This is a genomic window from Herpetosiphon gulosus, from assembly GCF_039545135.1.
GTDB classification, from domain to species: Bacteria; Chloroflexota; Chloroflexia; order Chloroflexales; family Herpetosiphonaceae; genus Herpetosiphon; species Herpetosiphon gulosus.
In genome coordinates this window covers 318836-345460 of sequence record NZ_BAABRU010000006.1, presented here as the reverse complement: position 1 = coordinate 345460, position 26625 = coordinate 318836, and the positions used below count along the sequence as shown (strand labels likewise).

The 26625-nt window shown below is 46.5% G+C and carries 27 protein-coding genes; 7 read left to right on the top strand and 20 right to left on the bottom strand.

What is annotated here, in order from left to right; translation table 11 throughout:
- Positions 1-2: 2 nt before the first annotated feature.
- On the bottom strand, positions 3-200 hold the full coding sequence (locus ABEB26_RS10370) for a hypothetical protein (protein WP_345721921.1): 198 nt from the start codon (positions 198-200) through the stop codon (positions 3-5).
- A gap of 20 nt (positions 201-220) precedes the next feature.
- Between ABEB26_RS10370 and ABEB26_RS10365 the strand changes: the two genes are divergently transcribed.
- The gene (locus ABEB26_RS10365; RefSeq protein ID WP_345721919.1) at positions 221-1165 is read left to right on the top strand and encodes a hypothetical protein; all 945 of its coding nucleotides are present in this window, start codon (positions 221-223) and stop codon (positions 1163-1165) included.
- 169 nt (positions 1166-1334) lie between these two features.
- Here ABEB26_RS10365 and ABEB26_RS10360 read toward each other — a convergent pair whose 3' ends face one another.
- The 7 genes from ABEB26_RS10360 to ABEB26_RS10330 all read right to left on the bottom strand — a co-directional run bounded on the left by ABEB26_RS10360 (position 1335) and on the right by ABEB26_RS10330 (position 6058).
- Positions 1335-1505, bottom strand: a complete 171-nt coding sequence (locus ABEB26_RS10360) for a herpeto-tandem family RiPP (protein ID WP_345721918.1) — start codon at positions 1503-1505, stop codon at positions 1335-1337.
- Between the two features lie 47 nt (positions 1506-1552).
- Positions 1553-1717, bottom strand: coding sequence for a herpeto-tandem family RiPP (locus tag ABEB26_RS10355; protein WP_345721917.1), 165 nt, complete (start codon positions 1715-1717; stop codon positions 1553-1555).
- A gap of 55 nt (positions 1718-1772) precedes the next feature.
- Positions 1773-1940, bottom strand: a complete 168-nt coding sequence (locus ABEB26_RS10350) for a herpeto-tandem family RiPP (protein ID WP_345721916.1) — start codon at positions 1938-1940, stop codon at positions 1773-1775.
- A 53-nt stretch (positions 1941-1993) separates the two neighbouring features.
- Entirely contained in the window at positions 1994-2152 is a 159-nt protein-coding gene (locus ABEB26_RS10345; RefSeq protein ID WP_345721915.1) for a herpeto-tandem family RiPP, read from the bottom strand.
- Positions 2153-2202: 50 nt separating this feature from the next.
- On the bottom strand, positions 2203-2391 hold the full coding sequence (locus ABEB26_RS10340; protein ID WP_345721914.1) for a herpeto-tandem family RiPP: 189 nt from the start codon (positions 2389-2391) through the stop codon (positions 2203-2205).
- A gap of 402 nt (positions 2392-2793) precedes the next feature.
- The gene (locus ABEB26_RS10335; RefSeq protein ID WP_345721913.1) at positions 2794-5010 is read right to left on the bottom strand and encodes a peptidase domain-containing ABC transporter; all 2217 of its coding nucleotides are present in this window, start codon (positions 5008-5010) and stop codon (positions 2794-2796) included.
- Positions 5000-6058, bottom strand: a complete 1059-nt coding sequence (locus ABEB26_RS10330) for an MvdC/MvdD family ATP grasp protein (RefSeq protein ID WP_345721912.1) — start codon at positions 6056-6058, stop codon at positions 5000-5002. Before ABEB26_RS10330 ends, ABEB26_RS10335 begins: the two co-directional genes overlap by 11 nt.
- 919 nt (positions 6059-6977) lie before the next feature.
- Between ABEB26_RS10330 and ABEB26_RS10325 the strand changes: the two genes are divergently transcribed.
- Positions 6978-8762 (top strand): ABC transporter ATP-binding protein, encoded by a 1785-nt coding sequence (locus tag ABEB26_RS10325; RefSeq protein ID WP_345721911.1) that lies wholly within the window; start codon positions 6978-6980, stop codon positions 8760-8762.
- A 162-nt stretch (positions 8763-8924) separates the two neighbouring features.
- On the opposite strand, the gene ABEB26_RS10320 is transcribed toward ABEB26_RS10325, so the two are convergent.
- From ABEB26_RS10320 to ABEB26_RS10310, 3 genes are read right to left on the bottom strand one after another with little or no spacing between them, the layout of a single operon-like run.
- Positions 8925-9779: a response regulator gene (locus ABEB26_RS10320; protein WP_345721910.1), complete on the bottom strand. Its 855-nt coding sequence runs from the start codon at positions 9777-9779 to the stop codon at positions 8925-8927.
- Between the two features lie 5 nt (positions 9780-9784).
- Positions 9785-10195 (bottom strand): response regulator, encoded by a 411-nt coding sequence (locus ABEB26_RS10315; protein WP_345721909.1) that lies wholly within the window; start codon positions 10193-10195, stop codon positions 9785-9787.
- A 33-nt stretch (positions 10196-10228) separates the two neighbouring features.
- Positions 10229-11503 carry a hybrid sensor histidine kinase/response regulator gene (locus ABEB26_RS10310; RefSeq protein ID WP_345721908.1) on the bottom strand — a complete coding sequence of 425 codons (1275 nt, stop codon included), beginning with the start codon at positions 11501-11503 and terminating at the stop codon, positions 10229-10231.
- Positions 11504-12182: 679 nt separating this feature from the next.
- Here ABEB26_RS10310 and ABEB26_RS10305 point away from each other — a divergent pair.
- The 4 genes from ABEB26_RS10305 (at position 12183) to ABEB26_RS10290 (ending at position 16270) form a co-directional block, all read left to right on the top strand.
- Positions 12183-12956: an electron transfer flavoprotein subunit beta/FixA family protein gene (locus ABEB26_RS10305; RefSeq protein WP_345721907.1), complete on the top strand. Its 774-nt coding sequence runs from the start codon at positions 12183-12185 to the stop codon at positions 12954-12956.
- A 126-nt stretch (positions 12957-13082) separates the two neighbouring features.
- On the top strand, positions 13083-14060 hold the full coding sequence (locus ABEB26_RS10300) for an electron transfer flavoprotein subunit alpha/FixB family protein (protein WP_345721906.1): 978 nt from the start codon (positions 13083-13085) through the stop codon (positions 14058-14060).
- 257 nt (positions 14061-14317) lie between these two features.
- Positions 14318-15304 (top strand): WXG100 family type VII secretion target, encoded by a 987-nt coding sequence (locus ABEB26_RS10295; RefSeq protein ID WP_345721905.1) that lies wholly within the window; start codon positions 14318-14320, stop codon positions 15302-15304.
- A gap of 12 nt (positions 15305-15316) precedes the next feature.
- Positions 15317-16270 (top strand): hypothetical protein, encoded by a 954-nt coding sequence (locus ABEB26_RS10290; RefSeq protein WP_345721904.1) that lies wholly within the window; start codon positions 15317-15319, stop codon positions 16268-16270.
- Between the two features lie 104 nt (positions 16271-16374).
- On the opposite strand, the gene ABEB26_RS10285 is transcribed toward ABEB26_RS10290, so the two are convergent.
- Both ABEB26_RS10285 and ABEB26_RS10280 read right to left on the bottom strand, forming a co-directional pair.
- Entirely contained in the window at positions 16375-17577 is a 1203-nt protein-coding gene (locus tag ABEB26_RS10285) for a DUF1501 domain-containing protein (protein WP_345721903.1), read from the bottom strand.
- Between the two features lie 171 nt (positions 17578-17748).
- A complete protein-coding gene (locus ABEB26_RS10280; RefSeq protein ID WP_345721902.1) occupies positions 17749-19326 on the bottom strand; it encodes a DUF1800 domain-containing protein in 1578 nt (525 codons plus the stop codon).
- A 212-nt stretch (positions 19327-19538) separates the two neighbouring features.
- Here ABEB26_RS10280 and ABEB26_RS10275 point away from each other — a divergent pair, with 212 nt between their 5' ends.
- Positions 19539-20639, top strand: coding sequence for a winged helix DNA-binding domain-containing protein (locus tag ABEB26_RS10275; RefSeq protein ID WP_345721901.1), 1101 nt, complete (start codon positions 19539-19541; stop codon positions 20637-20639).
- A gap of 222 nt (positions 20640-20861) precedes the next feature.
- On the opposite strand, the gene tpiA is transcribed toward ABEB26_RS10275, so the two are convergent.
- The 7 genes from tpiA to ABEB26_RS10240 form a co-directional block, all read right to left on the bottom strand.
- Positions 20862-21614: a triose-phosphate isomerase gene (gene tpiA, locus ABEB26_RS10270; protein ID WP_345721899.1), complete on the bottom strand. Its 753-nt coding sequence runs from the start codon at positions 21612-21614 to the stop codon at positions 20862-20864.
- Between the two features lie 18 nt (positions 21615-21632).
- The gene (locus tag ABEB26_RS10265) at positions 21633-22277 is read right to left on the bottom strand and encodes a zinc metalloprotease (RefSeq protein ID WP_345721898.1); all 645 of its coding nucleotides are present in this window, start codon (positions 22275-22277) and stop codon (positions 21633-21635) included.
- Between the two features lie 5 nt (positions 22278-22282).
- Positions 22283-22957, bottom strand: coding sequence for a protein-L-isoaspartate(D-aspartate) O-methyltransferase (locus tag ABEB26_RS10260; RefSeq protein WP_345721896.1), 675 nt, complete (start codon positions 22955-22957; stop codon positions 22283-22285).
- Positions 22954-23757, bottom strand: coding sequence for a TlyA family RNA methyltransferase (locus ABEB26_RS10255; protein WP_345721895.1), 804 nt, complete (start codon positions 23755-23757; stop codon positions 22954-22956). The genes ABEB26_RS10260 and ABEB26_RS10255 overlap by 4 nt, the downstream gene beginning before the upstream one ends.
- A 232-nt stretch (positions 23758-23989) precedes the next feature.
- Positions 23990-25345, bottom strand: a complete 1356-nt coding sequence (locus ABEB26_RS10250) for an alpha-amylase family glycosyl hydrolase (protein ID WP_345721894.1) — start codon at positions 25343-25345, stop codon at positions 23990-23992.
- Between the two features lie 46 nt (positions 25346-25391).
- Positions 25392-25958 carry a TetR/AcrR family transcriptional regulator gene (locus ABEB26_RS10245; RefSeq protein WP_345721893.1) on the bottom strand — a complete coding sequence of 189 codons (567 nt, stop codon included), beginning with the start codon at positions 25956-25958 and terminating at the stop codon, positions 25392-25394.
- A gap of 56 nt (positions 25959-26014) precedes the next feature.
- Entirely contained in the window at positions 26015-26569 is a 555-nt protein-coding gene (locus ABEB26_RS10240) for a hypothetical protein (RefSeq protein ID WP_345721892.1), read from the bottom strand.
- Positions 26570-26625: the final 56 nt, after the last annotated feature.

Below are 26625 nucleotides of genomic sequence, written 5' to 3'. Positions count from 1 at the left end.
CGTTAATCTGCTAGCGCCATTGATGGCCAAAATTGATCCACATGGACGGCCACATCAACCCGTTTACTGTTCGGCCTTAGATTCGAACAGTTTTGAGCCAATTTATGCTTGGCTGCGGACGATTGTTCAAACGTGCCCAACATGTATTGATCAACTTCAACCATTGGCTGAATTTCGGGCAAATATCCCAGCTTTGCCATTGCCGATCAACTGGAGTACTGTGCCAAGCTATCCCAAGTCGAAGCTAGAAATAGTAGCAATGGTGCGTCAAGCTTTGCCACATACTTGGCAGATTAGCGAGTATCTGCCGCAACTCGGTTTGCATATAAACATTGAAATTGCTGGTGTAGCTATCAATCAAGCCGAAATTCAGCCTTGGATTGGGGAAGAATTGCTGTGTTATCTTGATTGGACAACTCCTATCGAACCACAGGTCTTGGAAATCCCACCACCGCATCATCCAATTATGCGTAACTTGGAACCAAATCAATTAGAAGTGCTTCCTATGAATATCCCTACTAGTTTGCTTAAAATAATTCATAGTTTAGGCGCAAGTCGGCCAGTTTTAGCATTATTAATTGATCAACAAACAAAAAACGTCTTTTGGGTTTGTCTGAACGATTATATTGATAAAATCAACTTGCCGTCCCAAAATGGTCAATTTAATGATGCTACCTATACAACAATCTTTATTCCAGCTAAAAATCGCCTAGGAAATAATGATTTGACAATCGACATTTTAGGGTTTTATGCCAAACGCCCTAAACTATTAGCAGCATTTTCCGCGTTTCGTGCGCAAAAAGCTCGATTGGATTCTTTGAAAGATACTGAATTAATCAACCAAGCACGCATATTTGCCCGAATCAATATTCACTATGATTTCTGGCAGACTTGCCGGCTATGGAAACCAATTATTCAGCTTTATCATAAATTTGTACATTTGGCAGATCATGGATTTGTCGATCCAAAAATGCATAAAAAAGCTCAGAAGCATGAACATTATGATGAACCGATTTGGGAATCAAAATGGGCTGAAAAACCAGTTAACTTAGTTGATTCAATAACGTATAGTGATATTATTTTTTGCTGGCTGGATATGGAACAACTAGCAGTAAGTTATGAAATGCACTGCCGTAGTTGGTTCTTGCCAACATTCTCAGGATGAAATATATTTAATGGTTATTGACTGTGATAATTTATTAATCCTAATTACTAAATATATTGGTCATTATATGATTATAGCTAAGTTGAATCGATACTAAAACAAAACGAACCATGGAAAACCATGGCTCGCTTGATTGCTGGAATGTACCAATTAATACTTAAATGAGGATTTAGGGAATCTGAGTACCTGGAGGAACGTCGCTATCATCGCAGCTTGTACCTGAATAACCGTTGATCACAATACAACCAACAACATCTTCAATTTCAGCAGCTTCTTCTTCAAGGTAGGTCAGGCCGAAGATTACTGGCAGTTCTTCAGTTTTGATGTTTGCAAATTCCATGAATAGGACTCCTTTACACACATTAGATAACACTTCAGCTCAATTGATTAGGGAATCAGATATCCATCGTCGCTATCGTCGCAGCTTGTGCCCGAGAAGCCATTAATGACGATACAACCAACAATATCTTCAATTTCGGCAGCTTCTTCTTCGAGGTAGGTCAGGCCGAAAATTGTTGGCAGCTCTTCGATTTTGGTGTTCTCGAATTCCATGAATTGGACTCCTTTACACAATAGCTAAAAATAAACCGACAGCAAACGAAACGTATTAAGGAATCTGATAGCCTTGATCGCTGTCATCACAGCTTGTGCCTGAATAACCATCGATTGGCATAATACAGCCAACGACATCATCAATTTCGGCAGCTTCTTCTTCGAGGTAGGTCAGGCCAAAGATTACTGGCAGTTGTTCGGTTTTGGTATTCTCAAATTCCATTAAGATCACTCCTTTACACACAATTATTGATAGCGGAAAGAATTGGAATTGAACTAGGGAATTGCGTCAACGTCGTCGCAGCTGGTGCCCGAATAGCCATCGATTGGCAGCAAACAGCCAACGATATCTTCGATTTCAGCAGCTTCTTCTTCAAGATAGGTCAGGCCGAAGATGACTGGCAGTTCTTCGATTTTGGTGTTCTCGAATTCCATAATTAGGACTCCTTTAGAAAAATTAGCTACAAGCATCGATTCAAGCGTAATTAGGGAATCATTTCGCCTGGATTTCCGCCGTCGGAATCATCACAACCTGTAACGGTATAGCCTTCGCTGCCAATTGGCATCAAACAGCCAACGACATCTTGAATTTCAGCAGCTTCTTCTTCGAGGTAGGTCAGGCCGAAAATGATTACATCTTCGGTTTTTCCTACCAGCATTGTGTGATCACGCATTGTTGATCCTCCTCTAAATTTATTCGATTAATTGTTGAACAATAGATTCTTGTTCAATTCCAGCAATGAGCATGATTATAGAAATATTTTCGCATATGTCAAGATTAATTTGTGTATTTTTATGATTATATAATGATATTTACTTTTATAAAATTATACGTATTATTAAATGAATATATCCAAAAATAGCTTAATTAATTGTCGCTACTTATTGGTAGTGATAGAATTTAATTGTTCTTTTAATAAAATACTCTTAGAATTACACACTATCAGGCTTAATTATTGATAGTATGTTAAAATTTACACCCTCCTTACTTGATGATAGTTGACCGCTAGTAATGCGAGGCAAGTTCAACCTGCCTGCTACCTTGAATCCAAGGTAGCAGGCTTCGCAGTTCCTTCCTAGGCCGCGAGTTGATTCAAATGGGTTTCGGGCATGGCAATTGGCTCGGGGGTTGGCTTGGTGATTTGGCCTTTGATCAAGTTGTAGTAATGGCCAGCTTGAGCTACAAGTTGGTCATGGCTGCCGGATTCGATGATTTCGCCATTCTCCATCACCAAAATGCGGTCGGCGCGTAAAATGGTGCTCAGACGGTGGGCGATCACCACGGTAGTGCGGCCAGCTCGATTATCTTCGAGGGCTTGTAAAAACCCTTGCTCGGTGGCGCTATCCAAGTTGCTAGTGGCTTCATCGAGAATTAAAATTGGTGCATTTTTGAGCAATGCGCGGGCAAGCGTGATGCGTTGGCCTTGACCAGAGGAGAAATTATCGCCACCACGTGCTACTTGCGACTCATAGCCATACATTTGGCCTGAAATAAATTCATCGGCCTGAGCAATTTTGGCTGCATTGCGAATTAATTCTAAATCGGTATCGCGCATCAATGTAATGTTCTCGCGAATCGATTGTTGCAACAGCCGCGTATTTTGAAAGACAGCGCTAATCGAGCGCCGTAATTCATCGGGGTCGATATTGCGCGTACTGATGCCATCAATTAATACATCGCCGTGAGTTGGGAGATAAAAACCTGCGATCAAGTTGGCTAATGAGGTCTTACCTGAGCCTGTTTCCCCAACAATTGCTACAGTTTCGCCAGGCTTGATTTCAAAATTGAGCTTTTTCAGCACCATTTTGTTGCGCATATAGGCAAAATGCACATCATTGAACTTAATTTCGCCCTTGACTTCTGCCAATGCGATTGGTTCGCTTGTTCGTGAAGCTTCGTCTGGTAAGGTTGTAATTTCATCCATCCGTTCAATGCCCAATAAAGCGGTTCGCAGATTGAGAATTGTGGCAGGTAAACGTTGGATTGGTTGGAGATAAAATGCGACCATCCCAAACAAAACAACTAACTCGCCTGGAGTCATGCGCCCAGCAAATACTTGGCTGCTGCCATACCATAAAATCGAGGCAGTAATTAATGAGGTTGCTAAGACGCTCCATGCGCTGGGCAATGCGATATTAACTCGGCTGTCCATGCGAGATTTTGTGAAATTAGCTAATTTTTCGTTGAGTAAGGCTTTATATTCAGTCTCAGCGCCAAATACTTTGATTGTTCGAACACAATCAAATACATCGACCATCTGCGAAGTAAATTCTTCCATTCGAATAATCGAGGCTAATTGAGCATTATAAACCCGATCATTCAATGCGAATAAAACAAACCAAACAAGTGGTAAGGCAGCAGCAGCAATCAAGGCAGCAATTGGGTTGTAGAATGCGATAATCCCTAATGCAGTCAGAAACATTGCTACATCGGCCAAAATGGTGATTAATCCTTCAGAAAGCGCTAATTGCACGCCATCGGCTTGGGTAACCCGCAACACGAGGCCAGGGATACAGCGAACATCAAATACTTTCATGGGTAGGCGTAACAGACGATCAATATATTGGGCTGAATAGGTTTGATGGACATGCTGCCCAACCTTGGCACTAAGCCATAAACGGCCAAATTGGAGCGCTGATTGAAACACACTAACGAGAATCAACCCTAAACCTAAGGCGAAAAGCAGCGCTTGATCCTGATTTGGGATAATCGAGTCGATCAAGATTTGCATAAAAAACGAGGTTACCCAGCCTAACGAGGTTGCAAGCAAGGCGAAAAAGAGCACAATGCCCAAAATGAGTTTGTGCTGGCGGGCGAGCTGCAAGAGCGTTTTGAACGGTTTAACATCCATATCGCGAGGTTTGAGCGCTGCGGTGGGCTTAAATTCAACTAAATAGCCGCTCCACATGGCCTCAAATTCAGCTTTGCTGAGCGTGCGCAAGCCACGACTGGGGTCAAGCACAATCACTGAGGTTGGTGACCATTTGTGAATCACGACATAATGGCCTTCGCCACCCTTGAGGTGGGCAATTGCTGGCAATTGTATATGTTGTAAGGCGCTATAAATCGCTTGAGCAGGCCGTGATTCAAGCCCAATTGCCCGACCACCATCACGCAAACCTGCCAAACTTGTGCCATTTCGATCGGCTCCAACCAACGCTCGCGCTTGCTCCAAGGTAATTCGATGCTTGTAGAAATGTGCTACTGATGCAAAGACCGAAGGGCCGCAATCGCGTCCTTCCGAAGCACGAATCCATGGTAAGCGGCGGTAAATTAACGTCTTACTGAGCATTAACAGCCTCCTGAGCCAAAGGAATTGGATAATCGATGCTGGCAGCTTGCAACATTGCTGCAAAATGTTCATAAATTGGCATGCCCGTCAGGCGATCAATCCAATCGAATTGGCCATTGGGGTTGATTTCGAGGAAAATATGCTCGCCTTCGGGGGTGACAATCATATCAATGCTACCAAACACCAAGTTCAGCCGATCCATATAGGTGCGAACTTTGGCGGCCAAATCATTGGGCAATGCATAGATTTGATGCGGCGTGTTGGGAATATCGTAGCGTCGCCAGTCTTCGCGAGCACGTTCGCTACTTTGCGAGTGAATTGCACAGCTAAAAATTTCACGACCAACCACGACAATCCGCAATTCAAAGGCTTTTTCAACGTAGGGTTGGAAAATCCCAGGAGTAGGAATTGCATTGCGTGCATTAGTAAAGTGTTGCTTAGAAACCCGATTAGTCAACAATTTGGCAATTTTGCTTGGTTCTTCATCTTTTTGAGGGATCATTTTGAAGAATGGACGGAATGGCTTATAAATAATTGATTCGGCGTGTTGCTCGTAGAAATCTTGTGCATATGGCAGATGTGCTGTAAATAATGTATCTGGGATTTTAAAGCCAACATCAGCAGCTGTCCATAATTGACCGCATTTTTCTTCAAATGCTTCGTGAAATGGTGGTGGATTGACGCAGAAAATATTATGACATTTGAGCGCTAAAACGATACCCTTGTATAATGCGCCCCATTCATTGGAAAAGAAATTCCATTCATCGGCTTGTTTGACTAATGGCTGATAGCGTTCAAGCAGTGGCTCTGGTCGCCAGCTGCGCCAAATCCATGCAGCGCTGACATCGGTAGCAAAGTTTATTTCACGCTCATCTAAGCGTAAAATTGCCTGAGCTTGACCATCAGCAGTCTGATTGATCCGTAATGAGGCGTTTTGTTCCATAACCTCTTGACTTAAGACCACAACCTCTTGACCTTGGGTCTCTAAAAGCTCACGGACACTAACCACAGTTGTATCGGTTAAAAGCTTGGTGATGATTAAGATCACTGATGACTCCTTCCTAAATTGTAGCGCCACATGAATTTTTGAGAGGATGCAGTATTTTGGGTATAGCAAAGCTTAGTTAAGCTAGCTGCTGGAACTTAATTTAGCCTTAGGCTAAATTTTGGCCGAACTTAACTACCTTGCATACCCATTGAGCATGCAATTCAAGCTATTGCGATGAATAGCCGCAACCAGCGTTGATCAAGCCTTGATTAACGCCTTAAACGATCAGTAATGACTTGATTAAATGCATCTGAACCAATGCTAATTCAGATAATTTAACGAGACACCTAGCCGAACATCCATCCGATTTATTGATTAAGGGTTGTGTGATTTGGCAAGATTTGCCAATGGTTTACTGGTCGATTTAGGAATGTGAATGAGGGAGAGCTGGCTGATTCCTAAATATATCGATCCGGTGATGTTTTCGCTTGTGGCAACCAAATATCGCTTTTGGCAAAGCAAATGCAACTTATGGGAGTGCCCACAAGGTTACGATGGTTTATTTGCCACAATTGAGTTGGGATTACCGTGTAGGGGACTAGGAAGTAGGTAGGACTACGGTATGGGGGGCATCATAACAAGAACTTGGAATAATGTCAACTTTTTATCGAAAAAACGACATATCCTAATAGTAGAGCAGATTTTTAATCTTTTTTTAGCTACTTTAAGGAAATTTGGTAAATAAAGCATTAAAAAGTGGTTGTTTGAACCGATCAACCATGAATATTAAGCTATTTATCATGGGTTTAGCTGGTTAAGCTGCCAACGTTAACCTATTTTGATCGCGCTGATTGTGGCTAAAAACCTGATCATGGCCTGCCAAGCTGGGTGCTATGCGAATTTTTACATATGCGGTAGACTAGGGTTACGCAATGTAGCGCCGATCATTGTTTTGCAAACGTAGGGTATCGCTATGCCGATGACCAATCAATCTCTTGCCGCCCGCCGTTCATCTGCCACCGCCAAATCAACTGCTCAAAACCCCATGCGCCTTTTATTAATCTTATATCGTGAGGATTGGGGTAAATTAGCGCTGGCGAGTCTGATCTATATTATTAAACATAGTCCAGTTTGGATTATGCCGCTGATTACTGCTGACATTATTAATATTATTGCTAGTCAAGGCCAGATCGGGCTTGGACGTTTATGGTTTGATGGATTTTTGTTGTTAATTGTGTTATTGCAGAATATTCCAACCCAGTATGTGTATATTCGCTTGCTGAGCCGTGCGATTCGCCGCATGGAAAGTAAATTACGTTCGATGTTAGCTCAGCAGCTTCAATTAATTTCAATTGGTTTTTACAATCAACGCAGTAGCGGGGTGTTGCAGGCCAAGGTGCTGCGCGATGTGGAGATTATCGAGCAATTAACCCGCAATGTGTTTCAGAGTTTTCCGGCGGCAATTTTAAATTTACTGGCAGCAATTATTGTGGTGGCCTTTCGCTCACCATGGTTTTTAGTCTTTTTTGTGGCAACCGTGCCGCTGGCAGCAATTGTGTTGCGCACCACCCGTAATCCAATTCAATCGAGTAATAGTGCTTTTCGGCATCAAGTTGAGCGTTTGGCTGCACGATTGAGTGAAATGATCCAACTGATCCCAATCACTCGTGCGCACGCCGCCGAAGAAGAAGAAATGCGCAAACTTGATCGGCGCTTGGTGCAGTTTCAACATGCTGGGTTACGCCTCGATGCGGTCAATTCACTATTTGGGGCGGCTTCGTGGGTCAGTTTCAACTTGTTCAATGGTTTGTGTTTAGTCGTCGCTGCTTGGGCTTGCTATACCCAATTTTTGCCCTTGGCCGTGGGCGATGTGGTTTTGATGACCAGCTATTTCTCAATTTTAACTGGTGCGGTGATGGAGCTAGCCAACCTTGCGCCCCAAATTAGCAAAGGCTTGGAATCGGTTCAATCGGTCAGCGAAATTCTGGATAACGATGATATTGAAGATAATGAAGGCAAACAACGCCTAAATCAAGTTGCTGGGCGTTTTCAATTTAATAATGTGCATTTCAGCTACCCCGACACCCAACGTTCATCGCTCTACGACGTGACGTTGGAAGTGCAGCCAGGCGAGACGATTGCCTTCGTTGGCCCATCGGGTTCGGGTAAATCAACCCTGCTTAATTTGGTAATTGGCTTTTTGCAGCCTAGTGCAGGCACAATTTTGCTTGATGGTCATGATCTGCAAACGATTGATTTGCGCAGCTATCGCCGCCATATCTCGGTCGTTTCGCAAGAAACCTTGCTATTCGATGGCTCGGTGCGCGACAATATTTGTTATGGTTTGAATGATGTGAGCGAAGCGACAATTGAGCAAGCCTTGCGCGATGCCAATGCCTTGGAATTTGTGCTCGACATGCCTGATGGCCTCGATACGCTTATTGGCGAGCGCGGCACACGGCTTTCCGGTGGGCAACGTCAGCGCTTAGCAATTGCCCGAGCTTTGATTCGCAACCCACGGGTATTGATTTTGGATGAAGCAACGTCGGCGCTGGATAGCATCTCGGAAGGCTTGATTCAAGAAGCCTTAGAACGTTTGATGCAAGGCCGTACCACCTTTGTCGTGGCCCATCGGCTTTCGACCGTGCGCAACGCTGATCGGATTGTGGTGATTGAGCATGGCCAAATTGTTGAGGTTGGCAGCCATCAAGCCTTGATCGAGCAACATGGAGCCTATGCTCAGTTACAAGCCTTACAAGCCTAAAAACCAACGGCGTAGCAACCCTAAACCCTTTAGGATAACTACGCCATATGTTTCCACATCAGTGGAGTGTGTTCTTTCTGATTTCGTTGAAAGAACCCCTATTCATCGCTCAATTGTCAGTATAAAGCCCCCAAATGGATGTAGATTGTACATTTGGGGGGATTAATTGCTGAGAAAAAGCCCAAACGCCACTAAAATATGTTCAATTGTTGCCTCAAGTTTGCGCCGACCAATCGCCTCTTGGGCTGCGATGCGCTCTTGCGAAACGCCTTGCAAAATCCGATTGAGAATTTTTAGCTCAAAGGTCGAAAGTTGTTGATTGGTGAGAAAATCGCGGATCGAACGCTGAAGCTGAATTAAGCCGCCCGCTCGCGCTAAAATGTGCTCACGTTGTTGTTGCAAATGGCGTGGGCAATAAATCGAATTGGTGAGGTGGCTCAACAGCACGCGTAGTTCATCCAACGACCACGCAGCATCGGGAGTTGATGCTGCTTGATTTTGATAAGCGGCAATCACTGTGTGCATAATATCCAAATGTTGTTTTCGAATAATCTCACAAGCAATTTGATCAACGCCATCGATTGTTGGCGGCATGGGATTATTTAAGCTTTGCTGTAAACGCTGAAAATGTTCAGGTCGTAAAGGCTTTTCAAATAATTGATAACAGCCAGCAATTTTGGCTTCCCACTCGCGATGCAAAGTTTTATCGGTCGTCATACCAAAAATTGGCACTGGTTGTAAGCGTTGTTCGTGCATGGCATGGCTCAGCCACGTTGCTAAAACCGAGCCTTCTAAATTGCGATATGCTGGATCAGGCATTTTCATATCAAGCATAATCACGCAATTGAGCGGCGGCTGCTCACGATCGAGCATGCTGACACAATATTGCCACATTGCAAAGAGACTTTTGAGCCAAACAACCTGCCAGCCACAGCGTTGGGCAATCACCTGCACAATCGTGGCATCAGTCTGAGCATCCTCAGCCAGCAGCAGAATTGGCTCGGCATTATCCAACATAGCAGTTAAATCTCCCAGACAGCTTCGCCAGCCAAAATTCGCTGGATTTGTAATGGAAAACGTTTGGTATTAATTGGTTTACCGATCATACCATCAAAGCCAACTTGTTGGTATAAGACAACCCGCTGCGGCACAACATCGGCTGTCCAAGCAATAATTTTGGTTTTTGGCAGCAATTCACGCAGTTCTTGATAGAGTTTGATGCCACTCTCCTTGGGCATGTGAATATCCAATAATAAAAGATCGAAGCCAACTTTGAGATGTTCGCTGTGCCAGGTGATGAAACTCTGGCCTGAACGCCAGCCACCTTGATAGTGGGCATGCAATTGATGAATCAGACAAACCCGCGCAATTTCTAGATTTTGCGGGTTATCTTCAATCACGCCTGCTGAGATTTGGGTTGTTGCGGTAAGCATGCTTCCTCCTAAAAACGTTGGTTCTCCTATCGGCTAGGGCAGTGATGCGAGCTGTTGCTGCTGTTGGGTCAGTGTAAGGGTTTGGTGCAGTACTGCATCCAAGGCTTGGGGCCATGGGCGGGTAATACTCGGCCATGCTTCCAAGCCCACGTTATAATCATTGGTTGGTGTCACGATTAATAGCGCTTGATCGGGGTTGATGGCTAAGATTGCTGCGATCAAGCTGTGAGCGCTGACAAAGGCTAAGGTTGCATCCAACACAACGATCGCTGGGTGTTGTTGTTGATAGATCGCCAACGCTTCGCGACTATCTAAACAACTCACGATGCTCCAAGTGGTTGCGTCTAGTTGCTGGCCAAATTCGGCAACCGTGTTGGGATTATCATCAACTACCAAGATTGTGTGATCGCTTGTTGATTTGACATAACTTTTGTGACGTTGCTCCCATGCCGTCTTGGTGGGCAGACACACCTGAAATTGGGTTCCTTGGCCAAGCTCGCTCTCGACGGTAATGTCGCCGCCATGCAAATCGACGAGTTGTTTGGTGATACTCATTCCTAAACCAGTGCCTTCATATTCGCGGTCGTCAGCACTTTGAATTTGGCGAAACGATTCCCAGATAAATTGCTGTTGTTCAAGGGCAATGCCAATTCCTGTATCGTGCACGCTGATGTTGACGGTCGTGGCTGAAAACTCAAGCGCCACCCGAATCTGGCCAGTTTCAGTAAATTTGATTGCGTTTGAGAGCAGATTTAAGACGATTTGTTTAATTGCTTTACTATCAGCCCAGGCTAAGCCAGTGCCGTCAGCGTGGTGATAGCTAACCTGTAAGCCCTTGGATTCAGCCAACGGTCGTACCGTTTCCAAAACTTCTTGGGCGATATCGCCACAATCAACTTGGCCGAATTGCAATTCGACGCGGCCAGCCTCGATTTTGGAAAGGTCTAAAATGTCGTTGATGAGGTGCAAGAGATGTTCGCCAGCACCACGAACCTGATCCTGATAGCTTTTTTGTTGACTGTTGAGTGGTCCAAACCAATCGATAAACTCGGTCATGTTGATGATTGCGTTGAGTGGGGTGCGTAATTCGTGGCTCATGGTAGCCAAAAATTGCGATTTGCGCAGGTTGGCTTGTTCGGCAATGCGCTGAGCCGATTTGGCCTCTTGGACGCTAGTAGCTAATTGAGCCGTGCGCTCATCAACCAAATCTTGCAAATTGGCTTGGAGATGCAATGATTGGCGCAGGGCATTTTCTAAAGATCGTACTAAAAACCAAATTACTAAAAAAGCGATTCCCGTAATTAACATATTTGAAGCTACAACATGATAATCAGGTAAATTGATAATGAATAAATTTACAAATATAATTGTAGCCTCAATAAATCCGAATACTAACATATAAAATGAGCCTGATATCAAACCAACCATGGATAATGGGATTAATAGTAATACATTGTAATTCTCTACGACATTTATTGCCGTTTCGGGAAAATTTGAGAATAATATATAAAATAATCCCATTAAATTGACAATCAAGCCTTTTATTAGGAATTTATCTTCAAATAAAAATATTAATGCGCTATAAACAGTCGTCAATAATGCGAGATACCAAATGAATGTATCGTAGAATATGATATTTATAAATAATAAGAAAATACTTACGCCTAAAGAAATGCCACAACAATACTTAAACGCGGTTTTGCGCAGCCTACGCACCGATTCAAACTCATTTAAATCCATCAAAAAACTCCTCGTTCAGCAGCCACGATCAACCAAGTGCTGGCATGGAGCACTGGCAGCGGCAGGCGGATCATGGCTTATTATGAGTATACGCCAGCCAAATGCACAGCAATTGTACAAAATAAGTGAGCTTTTGGAGTTAAACGCAGTGCGTCATGTTCGGCGAGTCTATGGTATACTATGGCCAAAGCCACAGCGCCTGCTTGTGGCAAAAGAGCCACTCAGCAAACCAACGGAGGTTTCTTGAATGCACGCAGTAGTTTGTGTTAAGCAAGTTCCTGAACAAAATAGTGTGAAAATCACTGCCGATAAGCAGATTAACACCGACGGAATCAATCCAATTATCAATTTGTTTGATGAATATGCGATTGAAGAAGCCTTGCAGTGGGCCGAAAAGAACGATGGCCAGGTGACCGTGATCAGCCTTGGCAGCGATGATGCCACTGATTCACTCAAAAAAGCCTTGGCTATGGGTGCAAACGAAGCTGTGTTGATCAATGACCCAGCTTTGGAACATGTTGATTCACAAAGCGCTGCCAAAGTTGTTGCCGCCGCGATCAAGAAACTCGATAATGTTAACATCGTGTTTTGTGGCAAGCAAAGCACCGACGACGAAACCGGCCAATTTGGCCCAGCCTTGGCTCGCTTCCTTGGTTGGTCGCAACTTACCTATGTTTTCAAAGTGCACGAATTAACCGAAAGCAGCATTGTGGTTGATCGCGCCTTAGAAGATACCCTCGAAACGGTCGAAGCCTCGTTGCCTGTTGTTGTGACAGCCGTCAAGGATTTGAACGAGCCACGTTACCCATCATTGTTGAAGATTCGCAAAGTCAGCAAGCAACCAATCCCAACCTGGAGTTTAGGCGACCTTGGTCTTGGCGGCAGCGATGTTGCTGGTAATGTCCAAGTTGCTGATCGTGTACCACCACCAGCCCGCCCATCTGGCGAGATGATCAGTGGCAACGTGCAAACCCAAGTTAGCAGCTTAGTGCAAAAATTGGTTGAAAATCAAATCCTATAGTAAATCAAAAGGCAAAAATCAGAAGGCAAAATAGTTCATGTCAATGAACTACTTGCTCTACATGATTGATGATCTCGACGTTGACTTTTGACTTTTGACTTTTGACTTTCACAATGAGGTGTTTTCATGGCTAGTGGCGTTTGGGTCTTAATCGAACATAAAAATGGCGAAGTTGGGGCAATTTCCAAGGAATTATTGGGCAAAGGCAAAGAAATTGCCGATGCGCTTGGTCAAGCAGTGGCTGCCTTGGTGCTTGGCAGCAATACCGCGAGCTTGGTTGAGCAAGCATTTGCTGCTGGCGCAAGCAAAGCCTATGTAGTAGATGATGCCAATTTGGCGCACTATACTACCGATGGCTATGTTGCTGCTGCCAAAGCTGCAATCGAAGCCCATCAACCAGAAGTCTTTTTGACTGGTTCGTCGTTGCAAATGCGCGATTTTACAGGAGCCTTGGCTGCCGAATTGGGTGTTGGCCTTGCTCCTGATGTGACCAACATTGGAGTTGAAGCTGGTCAATTGACTGCTATTCGCCCATCACACGGCGCGAATGTGATCAACAGCCTGAGCTTTGGGGCTGCCCGTCCAGCGATTGCCTCAGTTCGTCGCCAAGTTGGCAAGCCAATTGCTGGCGCTGGCGCTGGTGAAGTTGTTAATGTGGCGATGCCTGCGGTTAATATTCGCACCAAAGTACGCAATGTTGAGCAACGCACTGGCGCGGTCAACCTCGCCGATGCAACCGTGATCGTTTCTGGTGGCCGTGGTCTTGGCTCACCTGAAAACTACGAAAAACTCATCCCTGAGTTGGCTCGGGTGATGGGTGGAACCCACGGTGCTTCTCGCGCAGTTGTCGATGCTGGCTGGATTGCTTACGAGCGCCAAGTTGGCCAAACTGGCAAAACCGTTGCGCCAAAATTGTATGTTGCCTGTGGTATTTCGGGCGCAATTCAGCACCTGGCTGGCATGCGCTCATCAAACACCATCGTGGCGATCAACAAAGATCCTGAGGCACCGATTTTCAAGGTCGCAACCTATGGGATTGTTGGCGATATCAACGAAGTATTGCCAGCTTTGACGGCTGAAGTCAAAGCCAAAACAGGCCGCTAAATTAATCTCAAAATCCAAAAACGCGGATCAAGCTTTGATCCGCGTTTTGTTGTGTTTAATTGGGCTACTATGCAGGCCTGCAAAACCCAATTATTCGCATAGCTAGATTAAGCTCTGATTAATCTAGCTCGCGAGCATGTATGCTATGCTAGCGAAGCATTTTTGAATGTGGCTGTTAACGATTACAATCACACTAATCCAATCCTCCCGGTAACTCGTTTGACAGGATGATCTTTTTATTGTTATTGGGAGGCAGAATGACTGCACCGATCGTTCAAGCTGAGTATGAGCAGCTTAAACAAATTGCTACAAAATTTGGTCAGTTAGCTGACCGAGTTGCCACCTTGCAACAACAATTAAACCAGCAGCATCAGCGCTTAGCTGATGGTGGTTGGGAAGGCGCTGCGTTTGCAGCCTTTGATCGTGAATATACTGGCGAAGTCGTGCCTACCTTGAAACGGCTTGAACATACTTTTAAGGTTGCACAAAGCCTGACAGGCGAAATTAGCAAGGTGTTTCGCCAGGCTGAGGAAGAAGCTGCCGCGTTATTTAAAGGCAATCTGCTGGCAGCAGCAGCGAAGAAAGATGAAGGCAGTTGGTGGAGTAAGGCGTGGAATAAAGCTAGCGAGTGGGTTCATGGTGGGCTAGATGTTCTAGGCTTTATCCCTGGCTTTGGCGAAATTGCCGATGGGGTTAATGCCTTGATTTATCTGGCTGAGGGCCGTTATATTGAAGCTGGCATCTCGGCGGCTGCGATGGTTCCAATCGTTGGTGATTTAGGGAAACTTGGCAAGTGGGGCGTTAAGGCTGGCAAAGAAATTGTTGAAGAGGTTGCTGAAGAAGGGGCTGAACGGGTTGTCAAGGAAGTCGCTGAAGAAGTTGTCGAAGAGGGTGCTGAACGGGTCGTTAAAAATGTTGCCCAAGAAACCCTTGAAGAAACCGCTCAGCGAATTCCGAATATTGCTTCGAATTTGCCTAAAAACCCCGACGATTTGCTCAAGCAAGGATGGAAGGAAATTTCCCATCCAAATGCGGCGGCGAATGGTCACCGTACTTTCCAAGATCCTTCCGGCTTAACGATGCGTTTTGATAAAGGCAAGCCTGGCCAACCTGGTTTTGAAGGTGTTGATCACTATCATATTGAAAATCCGCATGCAACCCATAAGAAGGTTGATAAATATTTTGATCGTGATGGGAATCCAGTTAATAATGGTTCAGGCCCATCACACATCGTCGTAGAATAAATAGGAGTTACTATGCTGATTGATCCAACTCAATATCGATTGCATGATGGATTATTAGAAGCTATTACATATAATTCAGCTGACCAAACGTTAATTCTCGCAATTGAGCTTAATTTGGCTTTAGCGGTTACGTTTGATCCAACCAAAAGTACCGATGATTTTCGCCAAACCCGCTTGATTTTTCAGGGAGTTTCAGCGATTGAACCAGCCTTGCCCCAATTTGCTGATGGACGTACTGATCCTGATAGCATTTATGGCAATATTTATGAATTCAGGTGGCATCAATCAGTGCCACCAAGCGTGACGCTGACTGCCACAATTTCTGATGACTTGCATGGGACTGAAGATTTTATTGAAACTACAATCCAGTACCAAACAGTTGAATGGCAAATTGATGATCCGGCTCCGCTTGTATCAGCCAAGCTTTTTCAACCAACCGAGATCAATCAACAGGCTTGGCAGCAATTTGAGCAAACCCTCGATGCTAAGCGCCAAGCTGGCCATGAGGTTAACCTCGATCTGCAAGTGATTAATTTGCCCAATGCTGATCAGCGACCGATTATTCTAGCGGCGCGTTATCAGGTTGATGGCTTGCCTTTCTATCATGCGTTTCATTATCACAATGGGGCGGTCTATGATCTCAGTGATGCCAGCACTGATCAATTGTTGGCGGTTGTCCGCAGCACGATTGAACAACATTTAACTCAGCCTTGGATTAATGCACGAGTGGTTGCCGAAATTACCGAAGCTGATCATGGCTTATTGTATGGACGATTTAGTTCAGCTAATCAACTGCGCCATGAGCAGGGTTTTGAGGTTGATTACCAACTATTCTTTGTCTTGCGTGAGCTGCGCCAGCGCTACACTTCAGTTTGGAATATGCTTGAGGTGGTTGTAATTCCACAACAACCGTTACACTTGACCATGACCTTCGCTGATGGTCGTGTTGAGCAGGCCACCTTCTAGGCTTGAATGCCAGTGTTAGGCAACAAGGCTTAACACTGGCTTTTTGTTGGTCGAACATTCTCTGATCACTTGCTGCCCACTCAAGAAAAAACTGGTGCTCTGGCTTAGCGCACCAAATTATGGCTTTGGCTCGGCAGATATTCCGGAAATAGCTGATTGATCTGTTGGCTGTACAGGCGTTTTTGCAAAATTTCAGCCAACACGTCGCGAAAATCGCTGGTAATTGCCAAATCGCCTGGCCCGTAGAGTTGTTCGGGTTGCAAGCCCGGCCATGCTCCATAAATGCCGCCAGTTACGTTGCCACCCATCACGAACATCACATTGCCATGGCCATGATCAGTCCCGCCGCCACCATTTTCAGCAGCCCTGCGCCCAAATTCGCTCATGGTTACAATCGTTACTCGGCCTAAATGGGCGCTCAAATCGGTATATAATGCCCGTAAGCCAGCCGCAAATTCAGCCAAATTGGCAGCCATCCCGCCATCGGCCCCACCTTGGTTGACATGAGTATCCCAATCGCCGATGTCGGCACAGGCAACCTCTAAGCCTAAATCGGCCTTGATTAACTGAGCAATTTGCTTTAAAGCCTTGCCATATGGGCTATCAGGGTACACCGCGCCATCGCTCGGTTGATATTGGTTTGGCTTGAGTTTTTGCATAATTTCAAGCGCAGCAAAGGTTTGCTGGGCTGCTCCAACCAACATGCCCGAACCACGATAGAGTTGACCATGGGCAGCGCGAAGTTTGGGTAGTTCTAGGCGATTGGCTTGCAAATTAAAGGCCTCAAGGCTGGTGAGTGCTGTGGCCGCGCCGCCGCGCAACGAGGCTTGTAGCAACGAGCCAAATCCCACTGCGCGAAATGGCGAATCGTTGCTTTGTTGGGTTGCCTCGAGATGCCGCCCTAACCAACCGCGCGGGTCGCTTTTCTGGCCAGGCGTACCACGCTCCATATAATCCATGGCATCAAAATGCGAGTGAGTTGGATCGGGTGAGCCGCACGCATGGACAATCGCCAGCTGTTTGGCATTCCAAATTTCTTGGAATGGCTTAAGGCTGGGGTGCAGACCAAAAAATCCATCAAGATCAATTGCCCCAAATTGTTGGTTAGGCTGAGCAATCGCCAAATTTGGGCGTGCTTGGTAATAAGCAGCTTCACCATGCGGTACAACCATGTTCAATCCATCGGCTCCACCACGCTGAAATACACAAATCAAAACATCACGCTGGCTTGGGCTAACTGCGATAGTTTTGCGTTGAACAACCTGAATGTTTGGTGCTAGCCCGAGCAATTGGCGACGATTAAGCATGATAAAACTCCTTTGTACGATCTACGAAGCTTGAAACCGTGAAAGACGCGAAGATCGCGAAGGCTATGCCGATTAACTGCCTGAATTGCCAACCAATCTGTTAGCACCTTTTAATCAACATTCGTGTTCTTCATGCCCTTCGTGGTTAAAAATCGTTCCCCGATATTTTTATTAGCACAATTGAAATTCAGGGCTGGTCAGCAAGAGGCCAAGCAAGCCAGCGATTTTGGCTTGATCAACGGTTGGGTTTGGCGCTTTGCTATCATTTAAATAATCAATTAAGCTGGCTCGCGACTCGGCGGCAAGGCTTAAATTGAGATAATTGGCTAGCGAATCGACCAATTCGCTGGCTTGGCCTTGCTGTTTGGCAAACTTGGAGATATCGGTTTTTAGGCCGTTGATCCGACCTTCAGCTAGGGCAAAAGCTAGATTCCAACGATTGAGCATCGCGCCCGTGTTGACCCAAGCGCTGCTGATTTGGGGATAGCCATCGGGTGGCGGCCAGTTGAAAAACATTTGACCTAAGTTTGTCAATTGTTCAAGTAGATTGTTTTGACCCTTGAAGGCTTGTTTGGTGATGCTGCTGTTGGTAGCGCGAATGGCTGAAATGAGTAAATGCATGGGCTGCTTGATTTTTTGCTGAGCAGCAGCCAAAAATTCATTGGAATTGACTAAAACATTCAGCATGGCTCGAATATCGGTATCGTGCTGAAGATAGGCTTGGGCAACCCGTTCGATTAAACTCGCTGGTGGATCATCGCTGACGAAGCGTAGGCAGAGTTTATAGGCCAAACGATGGGCAGTTTTGGGATGTTCAGCTAGCAGCTTTAATAGCAATTCGCCTTCTTCGATTCCACCATTAGCAGCCAAATCTAGCTGGAGAAAATCGATCCGCTTGGCCTCAAGATCGTGAAATTTGGCCAGAAATTGAAATAAACCAGGCTGATCACTGTTAGGTCGAGTGATTGTCCAGCCAGTCAAAACGCGGGCAACTGCTTGGACATCGGCTTGACTATAGCCTGCATCAGCGCCAACTGTATGCAACTCAAGCACTTCGCGGGCATAATTTTCATTCAAGCCAAGCATTTTCTTGCCAACTTTGACTCCAGTTCGCACGTTCTCGGCATTATCGAGATAGACCAACATAGCTGGACTTTTGGCCGAATCCAGCAACAAATCGCGGAATTTGCCGAGCGCATGCTGGCGAATCACCTCGCGATCATCAGCCGTTTTGAGCCATTTGACCTGATTTTTGCCAATGTAAATATTGAAATGATTGCTCCAAAAATCGACCATCAGCTCGAACAATTGGCGTTTGCTGCTCGCTGCCCGTAACAAGCTGGCGGCTTGAAGCTCGCGCATAATCAGGCGTGGGCCGCTTGCACCTTTGGGATACTGCTCGATCAAATGGGCACTAGCGCGATTGAGGGTTGTAAATTGAGCTAATTGTTGCTCAAGAGCTGAATCATCAAGCTGGCTGGGGTTTAATTGCTGCTCAAGGTAGGCATCCCAACCCAAGGCTTGAACTTGCTCGATTTCACCAGGTAGTGGGCCGTAGCTGAGCCGATTGAGCAAATGGCGAATTGCCGCAAGGCTAGTATGATCACCGTTCGCCACAGGTTCAATTTCCCATGTTGGTTGGGCGATTGCACTAGGATCTGCCCGATCGCAGGCGCTTAGCCAGAATGGAAGCAAACTATAGGCTGTGGCTAGCCCACTCATTTTCAAAAAATTACGTCGATTCAGCATCAGCAAACCTCCTGCTGGATGGGGTCGGTTTGGTCGGTGCTGCTAGATTATGTGCAAACAATGAAGAAATAATGAAGAAATTTCGGCGATAATTGAAACCGATCAAGCTGAGCCTGCTGGCATCCCACCCGATCATTGGATTAATTGAATAATCTGTTTTGTACCGATGCTGGTAGATTGCTAAAATAGTGTGTTTGGATAAAGGAGTGGTGATGGTCAAACGATTGTTGCATCCGGTTTTGAGTCAACGCGCCTTGAATCGAGCCTTACTAGCCCGTCAACACTTGTTGCAACGGGTGAATATGCCAGTTTTGGGGTTGATTGAGGCGCTGGTTGGCTTACAAGCCCAAGCGCCTAACCCACCCTATTTTGGGTTATGGTCGCGTTTAGAGGGTTTTGAGCAGCAGCAATTATCAGGTTTATTTGAAACTCGCCAAGTAGTACGGATCGCGCTGCTGCGCTCGACCATTCATCTGGTGAGTGCTCGCGATTGTTTAGGTTTGCGGCCATTGCTGCAACCTGTTTTAGAGCGTGGCTTTCAATCCAATTTTGGTAAGCAACTACCCGAAATTGATCAAGTAGCCTTGATCGACTATGGACGCAGACTGGTTGAAGCGCAACCACTAACCTTTCAAGCGCTTGGCTTATTGCTACAAGAACGCTGGCCAAGCTACCCAGCGGCAGCTTTAGCCCAAGCTTTACGCACTTGGCTGGCCTTGGTTCAAGTGCCACCACGTGGTTTATGGGCAACTAGCGGAGCGGCTGCGCATACAACCGCTGAGCATTGGTTGGGTAGGCCATTAGCAAGCGAGCCAGATTTAGCCCAATTGGTGCGACGCTATTTGGCAGCTTTTGGCCCTGCCAGTGTCAATGATATGCAGGCGTGGTCGGGGTTAACGCGTTTATCAAGTGTTTTCAATCAATTACGTTCAGAATTAGTTTGCTTCTGCGATGAGCAAGGTCGTGAATTATTTGATTTGCCTGATGCTCCGCGCCCATTAGAGGAAACTCCTGCGCCACCACGGTTGCTGGCCGAATTTGATAACATTTTGCTTGGGCATGCTGATCGCAGCCGAATTTTGAGTGAAATCTATCGTCAGCGTTTGTTTACGAGCAATGGCTTAATTCCCGGGGCAATCTTGATTGATGGCTTTGTTGTTGGCATGTGGAAATTGCAGCAGCCCGAACCATGCCTCAAATTACACTTGTTTGAGCCAATTTCCGAGGCTGATCGCCAAGGTTTGGCGCAAGAGGCAGCGAGTTTGCTCCATTTTGCGACCAATACAACTGATCCGATTATCCAGTTTGAATAACGTGTTGTAGTTAGTTGTTGGGGACTGGGGATCGGGAACATTTAACACAGCGGCGCAGAGAGGACGATGACTATTGGCTGAAGGCTCTAGGTTAGCGCAACAGTGTTCGTGCAATTCGTGCAATTCGTGGCTAAAATGAAGCCTTCGTGTCCTTCGTGCTCTTTGTAGTTAAACAAAAAAGGGATCAGGAACTAACCCCTGATCCCTAGCCCCTGACCCCTGCTACTTAAACCGCACAATCCGAATGAAATCAGCGGCTTTGAGCGAAGCTCCACCAACCAAGGCTCCGTCGATATCCGGCTGAGCCATCAACTCATCGACGTTATCGGGCTTGACCGAGCCACCATACTGAATAATCACTGCGTCGGCGGTTGCTTGATCGCTCAAGGCGGCCAATTCGGCGCGAATTCGAGCATGCATGGCTTGGGCATCGGCTGGAGTGGCCGTATCGCCAGTGCCAATCGCCCAAACTGGTTCGTAGGCAATGACGACACCGCGCAATTGCTCGGCGCTTAATCCAGCTAAACTACCGCGTAATTGACCAACAACGACGCTTTCGGCCTGACCACTATCGCGTTCAGCTTTGACTTCGCCCACACACACGATCGGCTTGAGGCCGATGGCTAAGGCGGCATGGGCTTTGCGATTGATCAACTCATCGGTTTCGCCGAAATATTGACGGCGTTCGCTATGGCCTAAAATCACATAGCTACAGCCCAATTCCTTGAGCATTTGGGGCGCAATTTCGCCAGTGTAGGCTCCCTTGGCTTCGTAGTGCATATTTTGCGCACCCAAAGCCATGGCAGTGCCATCGAGTAATGGTGCTAAACTGCCCAATAACGTGAATGGGGGGCAAACTAACACATCACGATCGCTGAGATCGGTCAAATCGGCGCTGAGTGCTTCAACTAAGGCCACGCCCTCACTGACCCCGTAGTGCATCTTCCAATTACCAGCCAACAATGGTCGGCGCATATATCCTCCAAAAAAGCTTTAGAAGCCAAAGACAAATAAGTTTTTGGCAATCGGCAGGTATTGTACAACAAACAATAGCCCACCAACTGAGGCCATGGCAATAAATGCCCGCATGTCCCAGTCCATAATTTTAGCTCCATCCAACGGGCCATAGGGGATCATATTAAAAATCCCCAGTAGCGAATTGACCACATAGCTATAGACAGCAATCTTAAATAGAAACTGAATGTTGAGGGTGTTGGCGATTGGAATGAGCAGCAACGAAATGATCGCAATAACCATATTGCTGGCTGGGCCAGCCGCTGCCACCAACCCAAGCTGTTTCTTGGTCAGATAGCCACGATGATGCACCGCCCCAGGTGCAGCAAAAATAAATCCAGTTAATGCTAGCAACACCGAAATCACCAACATGGCATCGTTGGCAAAAAAGTGTGCTTGGCTGCCAAAACGCCGTGCTACCACTCGATGGGCCAATTCGTGGATGACAATACCGAACCCTGCGGCAATCCCCATAATAATCATGGCATCAATCAACGGCATAGTGTGTCGATAGACCAAGGCAAAAGCTAAGGTTGTGCCCAGCCAAGCCTTGGCAAATTCGAATAGTTCATTGCGAGGTTTGTTATCTGAGCGAAATGGATAGCCAGCCTGTGGATTAAACATTGAGCCTACTCTCCTTCCGCCGTGGTTTCTGGTGCGTGCTCCCAGCCACCAGCGCCAATCAGCGGCACAAAGCGAACATTGCTAATCGTGGTTTTTTGCCAATTTTGGCCTTGCCGTTGTAATCGAATCAATTGTTGGTCCTGCGCGTCGCCAACTGGGGCAACCAAGCGCCCGCCAGCGTGCAACTGGCCGAGCAGCGTTTGAGCTAGTTGGGGCGTGGCCGCCGGAATGCTGATGGCATGATAGGGTGCTGCTGTCGGATAGCCCAATGAGCCGTCACCCCAAATTACCTCAACATTGACATAACCAAGCTTGTTGAGCCGAGCCTGAGTTTGTTCGGCTAAGGCTTGATGGCGCTCGATCGTCACGACCTTGTGCACCAATTCAGCGAATACTGCGGCAGCATAGCCTGAACCAGCGCCAATTTCAAGTAGTTGTTCATGAGGATTCAGCAACAATTCCTGGGCCATCAACGCCACAATATAGGGCTGCGAGATGGTCTGGCCCAACATCAATGGCAGCGCTTGATCGCTATAGGCTTGGGCTTGCAAGTTTTCAGGCACAAATAAATGACGTGGTACATTGGCCATCGCCGCCAAAACTCGCTGATCATGAATGCCTCGTGGCATGAGTTGTTCGTCAACCATGCGTTGACGTTGTAGTTGCCAATCGTTACTCATAAGCCTAGGCCAATTAACGCTTGCGGCAGATCAATTGTTGCAACCGCGTTACGTTGAAAATAGCCCAAAAATTCAATATTACCTTCGGCTCCGGTAATTGGTGAGCGGGTCAATCCAGCCAAACCTAAGCCCAAATCGTTGGCCTGCTGCACAACCCGCTCGATCACGCGGCGATGCACCGCCGAGTCGCGCACGATTCCACCTTTGCCAACATGCTCTGAGCCAGCCTCAAATTGGGGCTTGATCAAGCAGACAATCCAGGCATCGGCAGTCAGCAACCGTAACATGGCTGGTAGCACCAAGCCCAGCGAGATAAACGAGACATCAACAACCCCAGAGGTGGCTAGTGGCGCTGGTTGTTCCTCGGCATGCGGCAAGTGCTCTAAATAGCGAATATTGGTGCGTTCGAGCACGGTCACTCGTGGATCTTGGCGAATTTTCCAATCAAGCTGGCCATAACCAACATCAATTGCATAGACATGGGCGGCATCACGTTGCAACAGCACATCGCTAAACCCACCAGTGCAAGCGCCAACATCAAGCGCAACGCAGCCTTGAGGATCGATATTAAAGCTATCAAGGGCATGGGCAAGTTTGAGACCACCCCGTCCAACATAGGGTAAGCTCGATTTTAGCGTGATTTGAGCAGCAGGATCAATCATTGTGCCAGCTTTGGTTTCGGCTTGGCTATTGACGATCACCTCGCCAGCCATAATTAATGCTTGGGCCTTGGCACGAGTCGGCGCAAGCTGTAATTCAACTAATAATACATCCAAACGTTGTTTTTTTATCTTGGTCATTACTCAGTCCTTTGTGTAAACTGGCTTTCATTTTAACTGAAACACGCCAATTCAAAAAGGCCATAGGAGTGAGGAATGCCGTTTTAACCACGAAGAGCATGAAGATAGAACATTGAGACCAAGTATTGAGGTGATGATATAAACTACGAGGAGCAGAAGCATCATTCGTGGAATTTGTGCAATTCGTGGCTAAAACATCTTCGTGTTCCTTCGTGCTCTTCATGGATCAAATTCAATTGGTCAATTGCCAGATTTGCCCCCAAGTAGCTGGAATATTCAACTGCAATTGGCCATGCTGCACCTTGATTTGTCCGCCATTCAAGCGATCTTCGAGCAATGAGCCTTCGCCAAATGGTACAACACATTGAATGGTTTGGGTACTTGAGGCTGCATTCAACGCTACTACAACTGTTTGCTGTTTAGTCCAGCGCACAAACACAAGCTGTTCGGCCTGCACATACAGTTGCGCATATTCGCCATCGCGTAAGGCGGCATATTCGTGGCGCAGCTGGCTCAATTGGCGAATCGCTGGCAATAAATCAGGTTGTTGGGCCTGAATTTGGTTGGGTTGAGGCAAGGCTGGCCGCAAGGCTTGGTCGCTGGTGGCGGTTTTCTGGCCAAGCAAGCCCCATTCGCTGCCATAATAAAGCGAGGGCATGCCAGGCATGGTGTAAAGCAATAGATGTAAAGGGTAGAGATGGGCTGGATTATGCAAGCTGCTGGCAATTCGATCGACATCATGATTATCAACAAAGTTATACAATGGTGTTGCCCGATAGATACCACCAGCGCCAAATTGCCGATTCAGACTGTAAGCAATTTCAAAATAATTCCGATCGTTTAGGCTAGAATACAGGCCTTTGTAGGCTTCATAGTTGGTCACGCTATCGAGCATCGTTGGGTTGGCCCACTGGCGATAATCGCCATGCACCACTTCGCCAAGCAACAGAAAATCGTTGCGTAGTCTTTTGCAATGGCTTGCCAGTTCCGCCAAAAATCCATGATCGATCTGATCTGCAGCGTCGAGGCGTAAGCCATCGATGCCAAATTGCTCAATCCATTGGCTGACCGCTTGAAAAAGATGTTCGCGCACCGCTGGATTGAATAAGTTCAACTTGACTAAATCGTAGTGACCATGCCAACCTTGATAGCTAAACTGATCGCCATATGGGCTGCGCTGATTGAAATCCAAGCCTGCGAACCAATCGACATAGGCCGAAGCCTGACCATGGATTTGTAGATCGCGGAAGGCCCAAAAATCACGGCCAACGTGGTTAAACACCCCATCAAGCAGCACGCGAATGCCTGCCGCATGCAACACCGCGATCAACTGTTGTAAATCGCGGTTGTTGCCCAGCCGCCGATCAACCGTGAAATAATCAATTGTGTCGTAGCCATGGGCGCTCGATTCAAACACTGGCCCAAGGTAGAGCAGGTTGATGCCTAAATCTTGTAAGTGCTCAATCCAAGCGTGCAATTGATTGAGCCGCGCAATCGGTTTGCTAGCCTGATCGTTGCCCGTTGGTGCGCCGCAAAGCCCCAAGGGATAGATCTGATAGCATTGTGCGTCGTTAGCCCATGGATGCATAGATTCTCCTTTATACCGATCGGTATAATGTGATGACTAAAAAAATTTAGGAATAAATACCATATGAAAATTGCTGAACCGCTTGGTGAATGATTTGCGGCGTTGCCTGAATTGAGCCACTCAAGGTTAACCCAATGTAGGTGTTGATTGTGCCTAGTAAAGTAGCAGCATAGACCCGTTGACGACCGCGCATATTGCCATGAAAGCTGCTGGCTCGGACAAAAAAGCTTTCGATCAAGGCTTGTTGTTGGGCAGCAGCGACCGCCACAATTTGAAAAGCCTCGTTATCGGGCAGGCTGAACCACATTGCTAATTGCATGCGATAAAGCAATGGCTCTGCTTGAGCAAAATCAAAATAGAGCTGAAAAATTGCCGCTAAACTAGCTGGAACATCGTTGGCATGGATTGTGGCATTGGCAAGTTGATCGATTAATGGTTGAAGCCGCTCGTTGATTAATGCCTCTAGTAGGCCACGTTTGCTGCCAAAGTAGTGATAAAGTGTGGGCTTGGTAACGCCAGCTTGCTCAACAATTTCTTGCACGCCAATCGCGTCGTAGCCGCGTTGAGCAAATAATTGTAAGGCCTGTTCTAACAGCGTAGCCCGATTAGCCATGACGACCTTTCTCTATACCGATAAGTATAGAGAAAGGTCTTGAATTTGTCAAACAACTACCATTGACTGGTGTAATACACCTTATTAATCGACCATTGCTGATTGGCATCTAGCATTACTTCGCACAACCACAGCAATTCGAAGGTAGCTGAGTTGGGGTTATCGAAGCTTACCGTCGCAGTCGAGACAAGCTCCCATGTATTTGGATTAATTGGCGTTACCCGCATTAAATCAGGCGAAAATTTTGATATGTTGTATTGAGTCGCCTCGGTTTGTACTGCTTGTTGGCATGCTTCGAGCGGTAGCTGATCTGCCGATGGCATTGCTGTTGTGGCAGTTGCTAACTCAAGGGTTGGTAGCACTACGGTTGGCGGCTCAATTTGGGTTGCGGTTGCCAAGGGGACTGCTGTTGGCACAATCGGCAATGTAGTCTCCAATGGCAAAGGCTTGACCGATGGCTCTGGTGTTACGCTTGGCAAGGGTTTAACGCTTGGTTCAGGCGTAGCAGTTGGTAACGGAATAACACTTGGGGTAATGTTGCTAGCCTGAACATTACTGCATCCGACAAGCACAATTGTGAACAGACTGATTACCCATCGACGCTGGCGCATAACATTCTCTCCAATTAAATAGTGGAAAATTGATAGCCTAATCGTCGCCGAATTTA